This is a genomic window from Agrobacterium sp. 22-214-1 (assembly GCF_053522465.1).
The window spans coordinates 63,527-78,406 of sequence record NZ_JBNWCK010000010.1 but is presented as its reverse complement, the minus strand read 5'-3'; the positions used below and the strand labels follow the sequence as shown (position 1 = coordinate 78,406).

Sequence of the window (14,880 nt, the reverse complement as noted above, 5' to 3'; positions counted from 1 at the left end):
GGCGAACGGTATTTCTATGCCCAGTTTTCGCGAGGACGCTCTGCGCCGTATCCGGCTCGATGGTGATTTCGATGCCGTCGTTATCGGCGGCGGCATCAACGGAATTGCCGCCTATCGCGATCTCGCCTTGCAGGGGCTGCGGGTGCTGCTGGTGGAGCGCAACGATTTCTCCTCCGGTTGCAGCGCCGCACCCTCACGCATGATCCATGGTGGCCTGCGTTATCTCGAAAACGGTGAATTCGGCCTCGTGGCAGAATCGTTGCGGGAGCGGGATGCGCTTCTCAGGCTCGCACCGCATATGGTTCATCCGCTGCCGACCACGATCCCGATCTTTTCGACTTTCAGTGGCCTGTTCAACGCGGCGGCAACCTTTGCCGGCTCCGGCGGAAAACCCGCAAGCAGGGGCGCTCTCGCGATCAAGGCGGGTCTGATGCTCTATGATTTCGTCACCCGCAAAAACCGTATCCTGCCCCGTCACGCGTTTCGCAGTGCGTCCGGGACTTTGCAGCATTGGCCGGATTTGACGCCGGAGATCAGATATTCGGCCACCTATTACGATGCGTGGATCAGCCAGCCCGAGCGGCTTGCACTGGAGCTTCTGATCGACACCCATGCCGATGCGCCGCAAAGCATTGCGCTCAACTATGCGGAGCTTATCCGTCTCGGCGACGAGTACCGTCTTCGGCTGGAGGGCATGGATGAAGCCTTGCCCATCCGCCCAAGGATCGTCGTCAATGCGACCGGCGCCTGGATCGACGAGACGATTGGCGCGCTGGCCGCTTCCCCGGTGGCGGAGACAGCAAAACCGACTGTCTCCGGAACCAAGGGATCGCATCTGATCATCGCCAACGAGGCGCTTTTGAAGGCCCTGAACGGCCATATGATCTTCTTCGAGAATGACGATAATCGTGTCTGTATCCTCTTTCCCTATCTCGGCCGGGTTCTCGCGGGCTCGACCGATATCAAGGTGGATCGTCCCGAGCGGGTGCGCTGCGAGCCCGAGGAACGGGATTATATTCTCGACGCCATCCGTCAGGTCTTTCCGCAGATTGCCATTACCCATTCCGACATCGTCTTCAGTTTCAGCGGCATACGTCCGCTGCCGCGCAGCGATGCCGCCTTTACCGGAAGAATTTCCCGCAGCCATTTCATCTACCGCGTTGCGGGCGATCCGCCGCAGCTCTGCATGATCGGCGGCAAGTGGACCACTTTCAGGGCTTTTGGCGAGCAGGTGACCGACGAGGTTCTGGCCTTTCTTGGACGCCGGCGGCTGACCGGCACCATGGACCGCCCGATCGGCGGCGGCAGGCATTTTCCCACCGGTGCCAGCACCCTGCCCGCCTTGCTGTCGGAGGAGTTTTCGCTTGCCGGAGACCGGGCGGAACATCTGGCTCTGGCTTACGGCTCCCGCGCCTTCGATATGATGGGCTTTTGCCGGGACCGTGCGGATGATGTGCGGCTTTCAGAAAAATCACCGATCACGGCCGCGGAGGTCGTCTGGCTGATCCGCTTCGAACACGTGCGCCACCTGACCGATCTCGCCCTGCGGCGCACGACGCTCGCCATCACCGGCGTCATCGATGTCGATCTGATCGACGCGATCCTCGCCGTTACGGCCCGCGAGCTTGGCTGGCCGGCCACCCAGGCGGCGGCGGAACGGCAGCGGCTTATCCATGAGCTGGAGACTTTTTATGGGGTCACGCCGGCAATGCTTCAACACAGATGCAAGGAGAATGCATGATGATGCGGATTTCGAAAAAGGCGCGCATGAACCGGCTGTTCCGCAATGGCGGTTGCCTGGATGTGGCCATCGATCACGGGGTTTGCAACGAGCCGAGCTTCCTCGTCGGGCTGGAGGATATGGCGCAGACCGTGAACAGGCTGGTCGAGGCCGGTCCCGATGCCATCCAGATGGCCTATGGGCAGGCGGATTTGCTGCAGCAGAGGCCGGAGCGCGACAAGCCGGCCCTCGTCATGCGTATCGACATGGGTAACCCTTACAATTCCACGCGCCACAGAACCATGTGGTCGCAGCTCCAGAACCATCACGATCCGATCATCGGTGCGCTGGAAATGGACGCCGCCTGCGTCGTCGTGAACCTGTTCATGCTGCCGGACGAGCCGGAGCTGTTTCGTCAATGCGTCGAAAACATCAGCCGCGTGCGGGCAGATTGCCATCGTTTCGGTATGCCGCTGATGATCGAACCGCTGGTGATGCTGCCCAATGATGTTAGAGGCGGTTATCAGGTGGATGGCGACGCCGAAAAGATCGTCACGCTGGTGCGTCTTGCCTCGGAAATGGGAGCCGATATCATCAAGGCCGATCCGACCAGCGATCCGCGCGATTTTCACAAGGTGATCGAAGCCGCGCGGTGCCCGGTGCTGGTGCGGGGCGGGGGGCGTGAGGACTTGCGTAACGTGCTTACAAAATCGGCGGCTCTGGTGGCCGAAGGTGCGAACGGGATGGTCTACGGGCGCAATATCTACCAGCACGACAATCCCAAGGCCGTCGTTGCGGCGTTGATGGCTATCATCCATCAGGGTGCGGGTGGCGAGGAAGCATGGGATATCTATAATCGTGGCTGACAAAAATCACATATTGGGTCTCGATGTCGGCAACACGGTCATCAAGGCCGTGCTGTTCGACACGGAAGGCCGGCAGGTTGCGCAACACGCCATCGACGGACAGTCGACATTTCCGCAGCCCGGCTATGTCGAGCGCGATCTCGAGGAATTATGGCGGAACGGCTGCGAGGCGATCCGCCAGCTTCTGGTGAAATCGTCCGTCGATCCCCGCAGCATCCTGGCCGTGGGCTGCGCCGGCCACGGCAATGGTCTTTACCTTCTGGACAAGGACCGACAGCCTCTGATCGGCATCCAGTCGCTCGACAGCCGTGCTGCCGATGTGGCGGCCGAGTTTGACCGGAAAAGCGGTGCGTTATTGCAGGCCCGTTGCCTGCAGCGGCCATGGCCTGCGCAAACACCCAGCCTTCTCGCTTGGGTGAAGCGACATGCACCCGATCTCTATGCCCGGACCGGCACGGTCCTGTTCTGCAAGGATTTCGTCAATTTCCGCCTGACGGGGTGCCTTGCCAATGATATTTCCGATCTCAGCGGCGCGGGGCTGCTTGCCTTGCCGGAAGCGCGGCTCGACCGGGAGCTTCTGTCACTTTACGATCTTGAGGACGCGTTCGCGTTCTTCCCCCGTTGCGTGGAATCGGCTGACATCGTCGGCCAGGTGACGGGCGAGGCTGCGGCTATGACGGGACTGTCCGAAGGCACGCCCGTCATCGGCGGTTTCTTCGATGTGGTCTCCAGCGCCATGGGGTCAGGGGTCATCAATGCCGGGGAAGCTTCCATCATCGCCGGCACCTGGAGCATCAACCAGGTTTTCGCGGACAGGCCGGTCATCAGCCCCGATGTCTTCATGGTCACCACCTTCGGCCGTGACCGCTATGTCAATATCGAATCCAGCGCCACCTCCGCCGCCAACCTCGAATGGTACGTGCACCGTGTTCGCGGCGACCATGGCGATCACGCCTTCGAGCGCTGCAACGAATTGGTCGGCTCCGTCACACCGCGCGCCGACGATCCGTTCTTCCATCCGTTCATTTTCGGCTCGCGGCTGGGTGCGGAATTTCGTGGCGGCTTTTACGGCCTCGCGGGATGGCACGGCGAAGGCCATATGTTGCGCGCCCTGTTCGAAGGGGTGTGTTTCGAGCATCGCCGCCATATCGGCGTCCTGCGCGAAGCGGGACTGCCGGTGGAAAGCGCCGTGATGTCCGGCGGCGGTTCCCGCAGCCAGCATTGGCCGCAGATCATGGCGGATGTTCTGGAAATTCCACTGCGCGTCGCGGAGGCCCGCGAGACGGGCGCGCTCGGCGCGGCCATTGGCGCGGCCGTGGCGATCGGGCTTTATCCTGATTATGAAGAGGCGGTTGCGGCGATGACACGGGTTGCGAATGCTTACCGGCCGAATGTTGCGCAAGTCTCGCACTATGGGCGGCGCTATGGTCTCTATGCAGAATTGACCGCACAGTTGCGTGGCTTCTGGAGCGCTTTGCGGTTACCGCAATAGTTTCCGGCTTCGGCAGAGCGCAATCACGCGCCCGCATCAATCAGAGCCCCTGCGCAGAGAGAAAGTATCTGTGCAGGGGGTGAGGATATCGCGCAATAGTTTGTATATACTTTAATATTGCAACTTTATAAAGTATTGATGTTTGTTTATGGCGCTTGAAAAATAGAATTGAAAGTAAATTATTAAACATAACTTCTTAAGCTCACCCTCCAGCCCGGTCGCCAACAGTTGCGCACCCGTAACTTTCGCCACCGTCGCAGCATAGTTTTGGGGGATGGGACATGCTTTTTAAATCGACAACTGGTCGGAATATTTTTGCGGTCGCCGCATGCGGCGTCTTTGCGACGATCGCGGCCTCGGCCGTGCTGTTTTATCGGTCAATTGAGGATACCAGGGCCAACAATCTCGAGCGTATGCGGCAGATCGCCCATAGCGAAGCCCTGGCGACCGAAAAGAATATCGGCGGCACGATCCATATCGTCAACAGCCTCGCTTCGGTTCTGGAATCGATGAAGCAATCAGGCGATGCCGACCGTGGTAAGGCCGATCAGATCATTCACCACATGCTGGCAAACAACCCCGATGTGCTCGGTCTCTGGACCGGGTGGGAGCCAAACGCGTTTGACGGCAAGGATGCGGATTTCGCCAACAGGGAAGGGCATGACGCGACAGGCCGGTACATACCCTATTGGGTGCGCAGCGGCGGCAAAATAAGCAATACCGCTTTGACCGACTATGCCACCGCAGGTCCGGGCGATTATTATCAATTGCCCTTCACCCTGAAGAAAACGGTCGTCGTCGAGCCCTATTCCTATGCAATCGACGGCAAGGAAGTACTGATTACCTCGATTGCCAAGCCGGTTATGGTCGATGGCAAACCTCAGGGGGTCGCCGGCCTCGACCTGTCGCTCGATGAAACAAGCAAGGCGCTTTCGACGGTGCGGCCCATGGGAACGGGTTTCGTCAGTCTCGTCAGCGGCGGCGGCAAGATCATCAGTCATCCGGATGCGGCGATCATGGGAAAAAGCCTCGCGGATGGCGGTGCGCAGACCGCTGGCTGGGACCAGCTGATTGCAAATCCCGGTGCGGAGCGCGAGATCACCGCTCAGGATGGAACGGCGTCCTTCGCCATCGCCTTGCCCGTCATGCTTACCCAGGACATGAAATGGTACGCAATCATCTCGGTGCCGGAAGAAACGGTGTTTGCGCAGCTACATGCCATGATGCGTGACGCCGCTTTGACCATCGTGACGGCCACCGCGCTGCTGGCGCTGGCGGGATGGTTCATCGCGCGGCGATTCATCGGGCGCATCGCAAACATCATCGATGAGACCGCCAAGATTGCAGAGGGAAATCTCCATCTGACACTGAAGGATATCGAGACAAGGGACGAAATCGGCGATCTTGCCCGCTCTCTCGATGTTCTGCGCGAAAACAATCGGCAGAAGGCCTCGCTGGAACAGGAGGCCGAGACCAACCGCACGCTTGGCGAAGAAGAGCGTGCGGCGCGGGAACGCAGGGCCACCGATGAGGCGGGCAGCATCCGCTTTGCCGTCGACAGCCTGGCTTACGCGCTGGCGAAGCTCGCTGACGGCGACCTGTCCTGCCGTATCGACAATCCCTTTGTCGAGCAGCTCGACGCGGTGCGTGGCGATTTCAACGGCTCGGCCGGGAAATTGCAGGACGCGCTTCTGCGGGTATCGGAAAACGCCTCCGGCATCGACGCCGGCGCCAATGAAATCAAGGCGGCGTCCGATGATCTGGCGCGGCGAACGGAGCAGCAGGCGGCGGCCGTTGAAGAAACCGCCGCGGCCCTTGAAGAGATTACGACAACGGTAAAAGACGCCGCGAACCGTGCGCATGAGGCGGGCCGGCTGGTTTCCCGCACGCGCATCGGCGCGGAACGGTCGGGTGAGGTCGTGCGTCAGGCCGTGATGGCGATGGAGCGGATAGAGAAATCGTCAAACGAGATTTCCAGCATCATCGGCGTGATCGATGAGATCGCCTTCCAGACGAATTTGCTGGCGCTGAATGCCGGGGTGGAAGCGGCGCGTGCCGGTGAGGCGGGCAAGGGTTTTGCCGTGGTGGCGCAGGAAGTGCGGGAGCTTGCCCAACGCTCCGCCGCCGCGGCGAAGGAAATCAAGTCGCTGATCACCAAGTCGAACCAGCAGGTCGAAGACGGCGTGCATCTTGTCGGCGATACCGGCAAGGCGCTCGATGTCATCGTTGCCGAAGTGCAGGAGATCAACCAGCACGTCGCCGCGATCGTGGAATCCGCGCAGGAACAGTCATCCGGCCTCCAGCAGATCAACGTCGCCGTCAACCAGATGGATCAGGACACGCAGAAAAATGCCGCGATGGTCGAGGAGATGACCGCCGCAAGCCACACGCTGGCAACGGAGGTCGATGCGCTGAACCGGCTGCTCGGTCAGTTCGAACTCGGTCAGGGAACAGGTGTCCATCGGAGTTCTCTAAAGGCGGCTTGACGGGGCGCCCTGAGCGGCCGTGTCCATCGGCGTCGATGGGCACGGCGGGGAAATGGAAGATGGACTTTGTCTGCAAATTGAGCATCTTATTTCCTGTAAGCAAGTAATGGGATGATCAACAGCAGATGGATATCAGGCGCCTGAAATCGTTTATCACGATTGTCGACATGGGTAGCATAACAAGAGCGGCCGATGTGCTGCATATTGCCCAGCCGGCGCTCAGCCAGCAACTGGCAAGCATCGAGGAGCATTTCCGCCAGAAACTGCTGACCCGAAGCCAGCAGGGCGTGGTCATGACCGATGCCGGCAAGGTCGTCTACAGGCATGCTCAGGTCATTTTGCGGCAGATGGAGCAGGCGCAGGCGGAGGCTCTGGAAGCGGGCGCTGTGCTTTCCGGCAAGGTATCCGTGGGCCTTGCGCCCTTCAGCAGCGCCGCCACGCTCTCGCTGCGTCTGATGGAGGAAACCAAGCGGCTTCATCCCGGCATTCTGCTGCACATCACGGAAAGCGTCAGCCAGCCCTATAGCCAGATGATCATGAACGGCCGTCTGGAAATGGGTTTGATCCACGGCGTCGGGCCGATCCGGGGTGTCAAGTTCACGCCGCTGTTGCGTGAGGAATTCGTGCTGGTCGTCCATCGCAGCTTCGGCGTGGAACCGGGCGATGCGCCGATCACGGTCGCTGACCTGGCGTTTTTACCCTTCCTTCTGCCGCCGACCTATAATTTCGTGCGCCGCGCCATCAATCTCGCCTTCACCCGCAGCCGAAAGGATCTGATCGTGATGGCGGAGCTGGAATCGGTAAGGACCATCGCGCGCGGCGTGGATGCCGGGCTTGGCGCGACCATAACGCCCAAGGCCATTGCCGACCGTATCGTGGCGGAATCCAATGAGGACATCGTCGTCAGGCAGATCGCCAGCCCGATGATCGAGGAAACGCTGTCCTTCTGCGTATCGGACAATACACCGCTCTCCGAGCCGGCGCTTGCCGTGAAGGAGATATTGCTGCAACTGGCGGAGACCCTGAAATAAAAGGGTCAGGCCGGTTTTAAAGCCACGCGCAGCACCCTTTCCCGGTGCCGCGCGTGGAAAAGATCAAAGCATTGCTTCCTTGCGGCAGTTCACCAGCAATTCGGCCACCGAAAGGTTGTTCGGCAGGCGAAGCAGGGTTTCCACCATTTCGGCAAGATCGTCCGGCTGGGTCATGTCCTCGCGGCTGACTTCCGTTTCGCCGACGGTCATATCGGTTGCGATGTAGCCGGGGCAAAGCGCGGTGGCGCGCACGCCGCTGTCCCACAATTCCTGCCGGATGCCGTGGGTAAGGGCGACGACGGCGAATTTCGTCATCGCATAACCCACATTCGACCCCACGCGGCGTCCCGCCAGCGAAGCGACATTGATGACCCTGCCCTGTCCGGTTTTTACGAGATGGGGAATGGCGGCGCGGGTTACCCTCAGCGGACCCTTGACGTTGATACGCCACATCTGGTCGAGGCTTTCTTCACCCGCATCCATGACCCGGACTTTGGGGTTGATGCCGGCGCAATTCACCAGCCCGTCGATCCGGCCATATCTGGCGGCAACGGCGTCAACCCAGGCCTCCGCCGAGCCAGCCTCTTCCGCATCGTAGCGATCGGCCGAAAGCCGGTCCTTTACCGCAATGGCGGCCGGATTTCTCGCTCCCGCCGCGACGGTGAAACCGGCTTCGTGAAGCCTTTTGGCGATCGCAAGGCCAAGGCCCCGCGATGCGCCGGAAACCATGATGACACGGCCACTTCCTCCCAACATGCTGTTCTCCCTATTTCATTCCATTGCAGAATTCGGCGATGCGGGCGCAGCCTTCGGCAAGGTTCTCCATGCTGGTGGCATAGGAAAGCCGGAAGAAAGGGCTGAGGCCATAGGCCCCGCCCTGCACTGTCGCAACATGATGTTCGGCGAGAAGCGCCATGACGAAATCGGTATCGTTCTCGATCTTCGTGCCGCCCTTCGTCGTCTTGCCGATCAGCGCGGCAATGTTCGGGAAGATATAGAAGGCGCCTTCGGGCTTGTGGCAGCGAAGGCCGTCGATCTCGGCCAGCTTGCCTAGTACGAAGTCGCGACGCGTCTTGTAGATATCGGCGCGCTCCTTCAGCAGATCCTGCGGGCCGTCGAGAACCGCAACGGCAGCCGCCTGAACGATGGTGGCGACACCGCCGCTGTTCTGGGTATTGACGTTGCTGATGGCCTTGATGAGATCTTTCGGGCCGCCGCAGAAACCGAGCCGCCAGCCGGTCATGGCATAGGCTTTCGATGCGCCGTTGACGGTCAGTACCCGGTCATAGAGGCGCGGCTCGACTTCGGCGATGGTGCAGAATTCGAAGTCGTCATAGATCAGGTGCTCATACATGTCGTCGGTCATGATCCAGACATGCGGATGCCGCAGCATGACCTCGGCGATTTCCTTCATCTCCGCGCGGGAGCAGGCGGCGCCCGTAGGGTTATTGGGGAAGTTGAAAAGCAGCCACTTGGTCTTCGGGGTAATGGCGGCTTCGAGATCTTCGGCGCGCAGGCGGAAACCGTTATTCTCCGGGCAAACCACCGGCACGGGCACGCCGCCGGCGAACTTCACGATATCGGCATAGCTGATCCACGACGGCGCGGGAATGACGACCTCATCGCCCGGATCGCAGGTGGCCATGATGGCGTTGAAGATGATCTGCTTGCCGCCGCCCGCCACCAGAATCTGGCTTGGATCGTAGTCGAGATTATTGTCGCGCTTGAACTTCCGCTGGATCGCGGCCCGCAGCGCCGGGGTTCCGTCGGCTGGCGGATATTTCGTGTCGCCGGCAAGGGCAGCCGCATGCGCTGCCTCGACCGCGTGGGCAGGCGTCGGGAAATCCGGCTCGCCGGATGACAGGCTGATGACCTTGATTCCCTGAGCGGCAAGATCGCGGGCTTTCTGGGTCATGGCGAGCGAAGCTGACACGGTGACGTTGTTAAGGCGTTGGGCGATGGTGGGCATGGATTATTTCCGATTGTAACGGTGAAGGCAGGCATCGTCGCGACGCCAGTGCATGACAAGGAGGTTACGGGAATTTTCCGCCGTTTCCCCAATACGACTTCGATGTGAGGTCATACGGGATTTTGATGCATCGCCGCCAAAATGGGGTGGGCAGTCCATATGCGTATGCGATGACCTCAGAGGAATAAAATATTATGCAGCCCGTCGGCTTAGCCCCTAAGCTTGGCTCAACAACAAGGGAACGACGCGTCGGGCAATATTACCCAGAGAGGTAACCGGCGCGAAAATGCAGAAATATGCGACAGGCGCCGGCAAAAGACCGGATGCCTCGACAGGGAGCACACCCAGCAAATTCTAGTCATAGGGCCTGGACGATCTCGTTCGGCTCAAAGCGATGCCTCGTGCCGTATTCAACGCGACGGGAGTATAGATGTCGGATATTGCGATCATGGAACCACATGCCCCGCCACGCCGTGGAGTTTCCGGCTGGAAAGCCCTTGAGCGTCGGCTGTTTTCGCCCGGCATCCTCATCCTGCCGCTGCTGATCTTCCTGCTGATCTTTTTCTTCTGGCCGGCGGTTCGGCTGATGAGCTTCAGCGTCATGACCCAGAATTCGCAGGGGCTGATCGGCTCCCCCTTCACGCTTGCTCATTATGTCAGGTTTTTCGAGGTCGATCTTTACCAGAAGGTGCTTTGGGCGACGATCCGCATCAGCCTGATCACCTCGGTTCTTGCGGCGATACTGGCCTATCCGGTTGCGACCGTTCTCGTGCGCGGCAATATCGTCACGACCCGTATCATCACGTTGATCGTGATCGCGCCGCTGGCCGTCAGTGTCGTGGTGCGCGCCTATGGGTGGCAGCTCATTCTTGGCAACGGTCCGACCGGCCTTCTGAATTACGTGCTGATGAATCTGGGCATCATAGACAGTCCCATGACGCTGCTGTTTTCGGATGCCGCCGTGGTTATCGGCTCCCTGCACATTTTCTTCCCGATGATGGTGCTGCCGCTATCCTCGGCTCTCGGAAAGATCGATCCGAATTTGCAACAGGCCGCCAGAACTTTGGGCGCGCCGGCATGGAAAGTGTTCCTGCGGATCACCTTCCCGCTCAGCCTTCCCGGTCTGGTCGCGGGTTTCACGCTGGTCTTCTCTCTGGCCTCGGCATCCTATGTCATTCCCGCTTTGATCGGCGGTCCCGGCTCGCAGATGCTCGGCAACATGGTCGAACAGCAGGTTCTCGCGGTCTATGACTGGCCGTTCGGCGCCACCATCGCCACCATCCTCGTCTTCATCGTCATTCTGATCAACGCCGTCTCGATGCGGCTGCTCGGCGGGCGTCGTATCAAGGCAAGCGCGTCATGAACAACAAGCTGACCGGCACTTCCGCCATCGTCCTTTACGCGATCACCGCCGCCATGATGGTCTTCATCCTGGCCCCGATCGTCCTCGTCGTCGCCATCTCGTTTTCCGACAGTTATTTCGTCACCTTCCCGCCGCAGGGTTTCACCTTCCGCTGGTATGCGGCGGTCATGCAGAACGAGGAATTCACCGCTGGCCTCACCTTCAGTGCAGCACTGGCGGTGGCGACCACCATCCTTTCACTGGCGCTCGGCGTTCCGGCAGCCTTCGCACTCTCCCGTGGAAAGTTCATCGGCCGCTCGTTGATGAAGGGGCTGCTGCTTTCGCCGCTGATCTTTCCCGTGCTGGTGACCGGCCTGGCATTGCTGCAGCTTTTCTCCGGCTATGGCTGGATGGATACCAAGCTGAAACTTCTGATCGCCCACACCGTCGTAACGTCGCCCTATGTGATCCGCACGGTGCTGACCAGCCTTCAGCTCGTCAATGTCAGCCTCGAGGAGGCGGCGCGCACGCTTGGCGCCACGCGCTGGAAAACCTTCACGCGGGTGATCTTTCCGCAGATCGCGCCCGGCGTCGCCTCCGGCTCGATCTTCTGCTTCATGGTTTCTTTCGACAATTATCCCGTTTCGATGTGGCTGGCGGATTCCGCGAACCTGCCGGTGCCCATCGTGCTCTATCGCCAGATCGGCACGGTCTTTGATCCTTCGGTCGCGACCATGTCCACCATCATCATTCTTCTGGCGGTGACCGTCGTGCTCGTCCTCGACAGGCTGGTGGGTCTGCGCCGGGCAATGGCTATGTAAATCAACAACAAGAGGGGTACCGGAAATGACAGACAAGACCATCATCATGAAACGGCGCAGTTTCCTGACAGTCACCGCAGGCGCGCTCGCCACACCCTATTTCTACACCGCGGCTTCCGCACAGGACCGCACCATGTATGTCGGCGTCTATAATTCGGCGCAGGGCGGACTGATCAAGAAGGAAGTGATCCCGGCTTTCGAAAAGGAATATAAGTGCCGGGTGCTGACGACCGAAGGCGCGACGCTCGCCAATATCGCCACGCTGCGCGCCACCCGCGAAAATCCGCAATATAGCGTGATGTCGATGGACGATGTCGGCGTGCCGCAGGCCAAGGAGGAAGGCCTGATCGAGCAATTGCCGGTGGACGAAATCCCCAACCTCAAGAACGTCTATTCGCGCTATCTTTTCGAAGACAATTTCGGCGTCGGTTTTGCGATTTCGATTGCCGGCCTGTTCTATAATCCGACGACGGGCAAGCCGTTCGAAAGCTACGAACAGATGTTCGACAAGAAATATGCCCGCCGCATGCTTCTCAACACACCGAAGAACACCCAGAGCGTTCTGATGCTGATGGTGGCGGCCGCCCTTGCGACCGGCAAGCCGCTGAAGGACGCGCAATATGATACCGATGCCGGCTGGGCGAAACTCGCCGAGCTGAAGCCGAACGTGCTCTCGATCTATGACGCGGAAGCGCAGACGATGATGGTGGCGCAGGGCCAGGCGGATTTCGGCGGTATCGAATATTCCAAGGCGGTTTATCCGCACACCAAGAAGGGCGTGCCGCTGGACATGACCTTCCCGAAGGAAGGCGCATTCACCGGCATCAATTCCATCGCGCTGGTAAAGGGCGGACCGCACCGCGATCTCGCGCTTGCCTATATCAACCGCATCCTCGATCCCGGTGTGCAGAAGATGCTTTCGGAAGCGACGCTGAGCGCGCCCTCCGTCAAGGGCATCGAGTTCGGCGCAGATACGGCGAAGTTCCTTGCCTATCCGGAAGCGAAGATGGAATCGCTCAACCTCTTCACGCCGGACTGGAAATACATCATTCCGCGCCGCGCCCAATGGCTCGAAAAATACAACCAGACCTTTAACGGCTGAGGAACGCTGATGAAATCCGTAGAAGTCCGCCTGGAGAGACTGACCAAGCATTACAGCGGTCAGGTCGTTGCCGTCGATGATGTTTCGCTTACCGTCAAGGCAGGGGAAATCCTGGCGCTTCTCGGCCCGAGCGGCTGCGGGAAAACGACCTGCCTGCGCATGATTGCAGGGCTTGTCGATCCCACCTCGGGTGAAATCGTGGTCGGCGGCAAGCCGACCACGCGTACCCCGGTTCACCGCCGCAATGTCGGCATGCTTTTCCAGAACTACGCCCTGTTTCCCCACATGACCGTTGCCGAAAATGTCGCCTTCGGTCTCGAGATGCGGGGCATCTCGAAGGCCGACCGTGAAGGGCGCGTGAAACAGGCGCTCGATCTCGTTCAGCTGCACGCCTTCGGCGACCGACTGCCGGTGCAGCTTTCCGGCGGTCAGCAGCAGCGTGTGGCGCTGGCGCGCGCTCTGGTGATCGAACCGTCGATGCTGCTTCTCGACGAGCCGCTCGGCGCACTCGACAAGGGCCTGAGAGAAAGCATGCAGGTCGAGATCCGTAGCCTGCAGCAGCGGCTTGGCCTCACCACCATCATGGTGACCCACGATCAGGACGAGGCACTGACCATGGCGGACCAGATCGCCGTGATGCGGGATGGCAATCTCGAGCAGATCGCCCCGGCCGGCGAAATCTATCAGAAGCCGCTGACACGCTTCGTCGCGGGTTTCATCGGCGCCTCGAACTTCTTCGAGGCGAGCGTGGCGGAGCGCAATGGTCGTTCCGCAGGGCTGGTCACCGGTTCGGGCGTGCGGCTCGATGTCGAGGATATGGGGGCGGTTCAGGGCGACAAGGTCGTCGTGACCGTTCGCCCCGAAGCGATCTCGGTCTCGCCGCTTGCGGTGGACGCAGGTGAAAACGCCAGCAATTCCACCACGGCGCGGGTGGAGCAGGTCGTCTATCGCGGCTTCATGCTGCATTATTACCTGCGTCTGGACAATGGCGAGCCGATGATCGCCTACCGGCAGACCCAGACGGAAGGCTTTACCAATGCCGTCAGCGCCGCTGGCGACCGGGTGAGACTGAGCTGGACGAGCGACAGCAATCACGTGATCCAGCTGAATTGATGCTTCTGCGGCCGGGCCTCTCACGCGACCCGGCTGGCGACGGATCGAAATCCGGGCCGTATTCCATAGCCGACAAAATTACTGCACCGCGCTCCTGACATGGAATGCGGTGCCTTAATTTTTGTGCTTCAGGATATGAGGCGTATCCCGCTTCAGGCGACTACTTCGCGAGCCGGCACGACGCTGCCGCCGCAGGCTTCCACTTCGCTGCGCACCGTGCGCGCAAGCTCCAGCGAGCCGGGCGTATCGCTATGGACGAGGATCGATCTGGCGCGAACGGGGATGGTCTCGCCCTCGATGGTCGTGACCGTGCCTTTCTCGAGAAACTGGCGCACGCGTGCGCGAACTTTTCCTTCTTCCTTGATGACGGAATTGGGCAGCTTGCGTGGCACGAGCTGGCCCTTCACATCATAGGCCCGGTCGGCGAGAAAGAGGTTGAGCACCTTCAGCCCGCAATCCAGCGCCGCCTTTTCGATCAGCATGTCCGGCATCGAAAAGACGATGAGATCGGGATCGACCGCTTTGATCTTTTTCATGATCCGTTCGGCAAGCGCCGCATCGCGATTGATCATGTTGCCCATGGCGGCATGGAAGCTGATATGGGAGAGCGCGACCTCCTGCGCCCTGGCAATCGCCGAAAGCGCGCCGAGCTGGTAGAGAACCTGCTGTTCCATTTCTTCCGCATCGACGGGAATTTCGCGGCGGCCGAAGCCGAGACGGTCGGCGAGGCCGGGATGGGCGCCGACGCCGACGCCGTTCTGTTTGGCGAGACGCACCATGCGCGCCATCATTTCCGGATCGCCGGCATGGAATCCGCAGGCGATATTTGCCGAAGAGACGACTTCCATAAGCTTCTCGTCGTCGCAGACCTTATAGACGCCGAAACCTTCGCCCATATCGGAATTAACATCGATCTTCATGGTTCCCTCTCCGTGTTC

12 protein-coding genes are annotated in these 14,880 nt (G+C 60.2%); 9 read left to right on the top strand and 3 right to left on the bottom strand.

What is annotated here, in order from left to right; translation table 11 throughout:
- Positions 1-16: 16 nt before the first annotated feature.
- From ACQZ5G_RS23960 to ACQZ5G_RS23940, 5 genes are all read left to right on the top strand, one after another.
- Positions 17-1,741 carry an FAD-dependent oxidoreductase gene (locus ACQZ5G_RS23960; RefSeq protein ID WP_448737850.1) on the top strand — a complete coding sequence of 575 codons (1,725 nt, stop codon included), beginning with the start codon at positions 17-19 and terminating at the stop codon, positions 1,739-1,741.
- Between the two features lie 2 nt (positions 1,742-1,743).
- Positions 1,744-2,586, top strand: a complete 843-nt coding sequence (locus ACQZ5G_RS23955) for a class I fructose-bisphosphate aldolase (RefSeq protein ID WP_433822377.1) — start codon at positions 1,744-1,746, stop codon at positions 2,584-2,586.
- A complete protein-coding gene (locus ACQZ5G_RS23950; RefSeq protein ID WP_448737849.1) occupies positions 2,579-4,078 on the top strand; it encodes an FGGY-family carbohydrate kinase in 1,500 nt (499 codons plus the stop codon). Before ACQZ5G_RS23955 ends, ACQZ5G_RS23950 begins: the two co-directional genes overlap by 8 nt.
- A 281-nt stretch (positions 4,079-4,359) precedes the next feature.
- On the top strand, positions 4,360-6,564 hold the full coding sequence (locus ACQZ5G_RS23945; RefSeq protein WP_448737848.1) for a methyl-accepting chemotaxis protein: 2,205 nt from the start codon (positions 4,360-4,362) through the stop codon (positions 6,562-6,564).
- A 125-nt stretch (positions 6,565-6,689) separates the two neighbouring features.
- Entirely contained in the window at positions 6,690-7,595 is a 906-nt protein-coding gene (locus tag ACQZ5G_RS23940) for a LysR substrate-binding domain-containing protein (protein WP_059757973.1), read from the top strand.
- Positions 7,596-7,658: 63 nt separating this feature from the next.
- Here ACQZ5G_RS23940 and ACQZ5G_RS23935 read toward each other — a convergent pair whose 3' ends face one another.
- Both ACQZ5G_RS23935 and ACQZ5G_RS23930 read right to left on the bottom strand, forming a co-directional pair.
- Entirely contained in the window at positions 7,659-8,351 is a 693-nt protein-coding gene (locus ACQZ5G_RS23935; protein WP_080838645.1) for an SDR family NAD(P)-dependent oxidoreductase, read from the bottom strand.
- 10 nt (positions 8,352-8,361) lie between these two features.
- Positions 8,362-9,564 carry a pyridoxal phosphate-dependent aminotransferase gene (locus tag ACQZ5G_RS23930; protein ID WP_448737847.1) on the bottom strand — a complete coding sequence of 401 codons (1,203 nt, stop codon included), beginning with the start codon at positions 9,562-9,564 and terminating at the stop codon, positions 8,362-8,364.
- Between the two features lie 430 nt (positions 9,565-9,994).
- On the opposite strand from ACQZ5G_RS23930, the gene ACQZ5G_RS23925 reads away from it, so the two are divergent.
- Genes ACQZ5G_RS23925 through ACQZ5G_RS23910 form a run of 4 tightly spaced genes read left to right on the top strand, consistent with a single transcriptional unit; the run spans position 9,995 to position 13,942 of the window.
- The gene (locus tag ACQZ5G_RS23925; protein WP_448737846.1) at positions 9,995-10,927 is read left to right on the top strand and encodes an ABC transporter permease; all 933 of its coding nucleotides are present in this window, start codon (positions 9,995-9,997) and stop codon (positions 10,925-10,927) included.
- Positions 10,924-11,727: an ABC transporter permease gene (locus ACQZ5G_RS23920; protein WP_003519698.1), complete on the top strand. Its 804-nt coding sequence runs from the start codon at positions 10,924-10,926 to the stop codon at positions 11,725-11,727. The genes ACQZ5G_RS23925 and ACQZ5G_RS23920 overlap by 4 nt, the downstream gene beginning before the upstream one ends.
- Positions 11,728-11,752: 25 nt before the next feature.
- Positions 11,753-12,829 carry an ABC transporter substrate-binding protein gene (locus ACQZ5G_RS23915; protein ID WP_448737845.1) on the top strand — a complete coding sequence of 359 codons (1,077 nt, stop codon included), beginning with the start codon at positions 11,753-11,755 and terminating at the stop codon, positions 12,827-12,829.
- A gap of 9 nt (positions 12,830-12,838) precedes the next feature.
- Positions 12,839-13,942 (top strand): ABC transporter ATP-binding protein, encoded by a 1,104-nt coding sequence (locus ACQZ5G_RS23910; RefSeq protein WP_448737844.1) that lies wholly within the window; start codon positions 12,839-12,841, stop codon positions 13,940-13,942.
- A 152-nt stretch (positions 13,943-14,094) separates the two neighbouring features.
- Here the strand turns inward: ACQZ5G_RS23910 and ACQZ5G_RS23905 are convergent, their stop codons facing one another.
- The gene (locus tag ACQZ5G_RS23905) at positions 14,095-14,862 is read right to left on the bottom strand and encodes a 5-oxoprolinase subunit PxpA (protein ID WP_080819634.1); all 768 of its coding nucleotides are present in this window, start codon (positions 14,860-14,862) and stop codon (positions 14,095-14,097) included.
- Between the last annotated feature and the right edge of the window lie 18 nt (positions 14,863-14,880).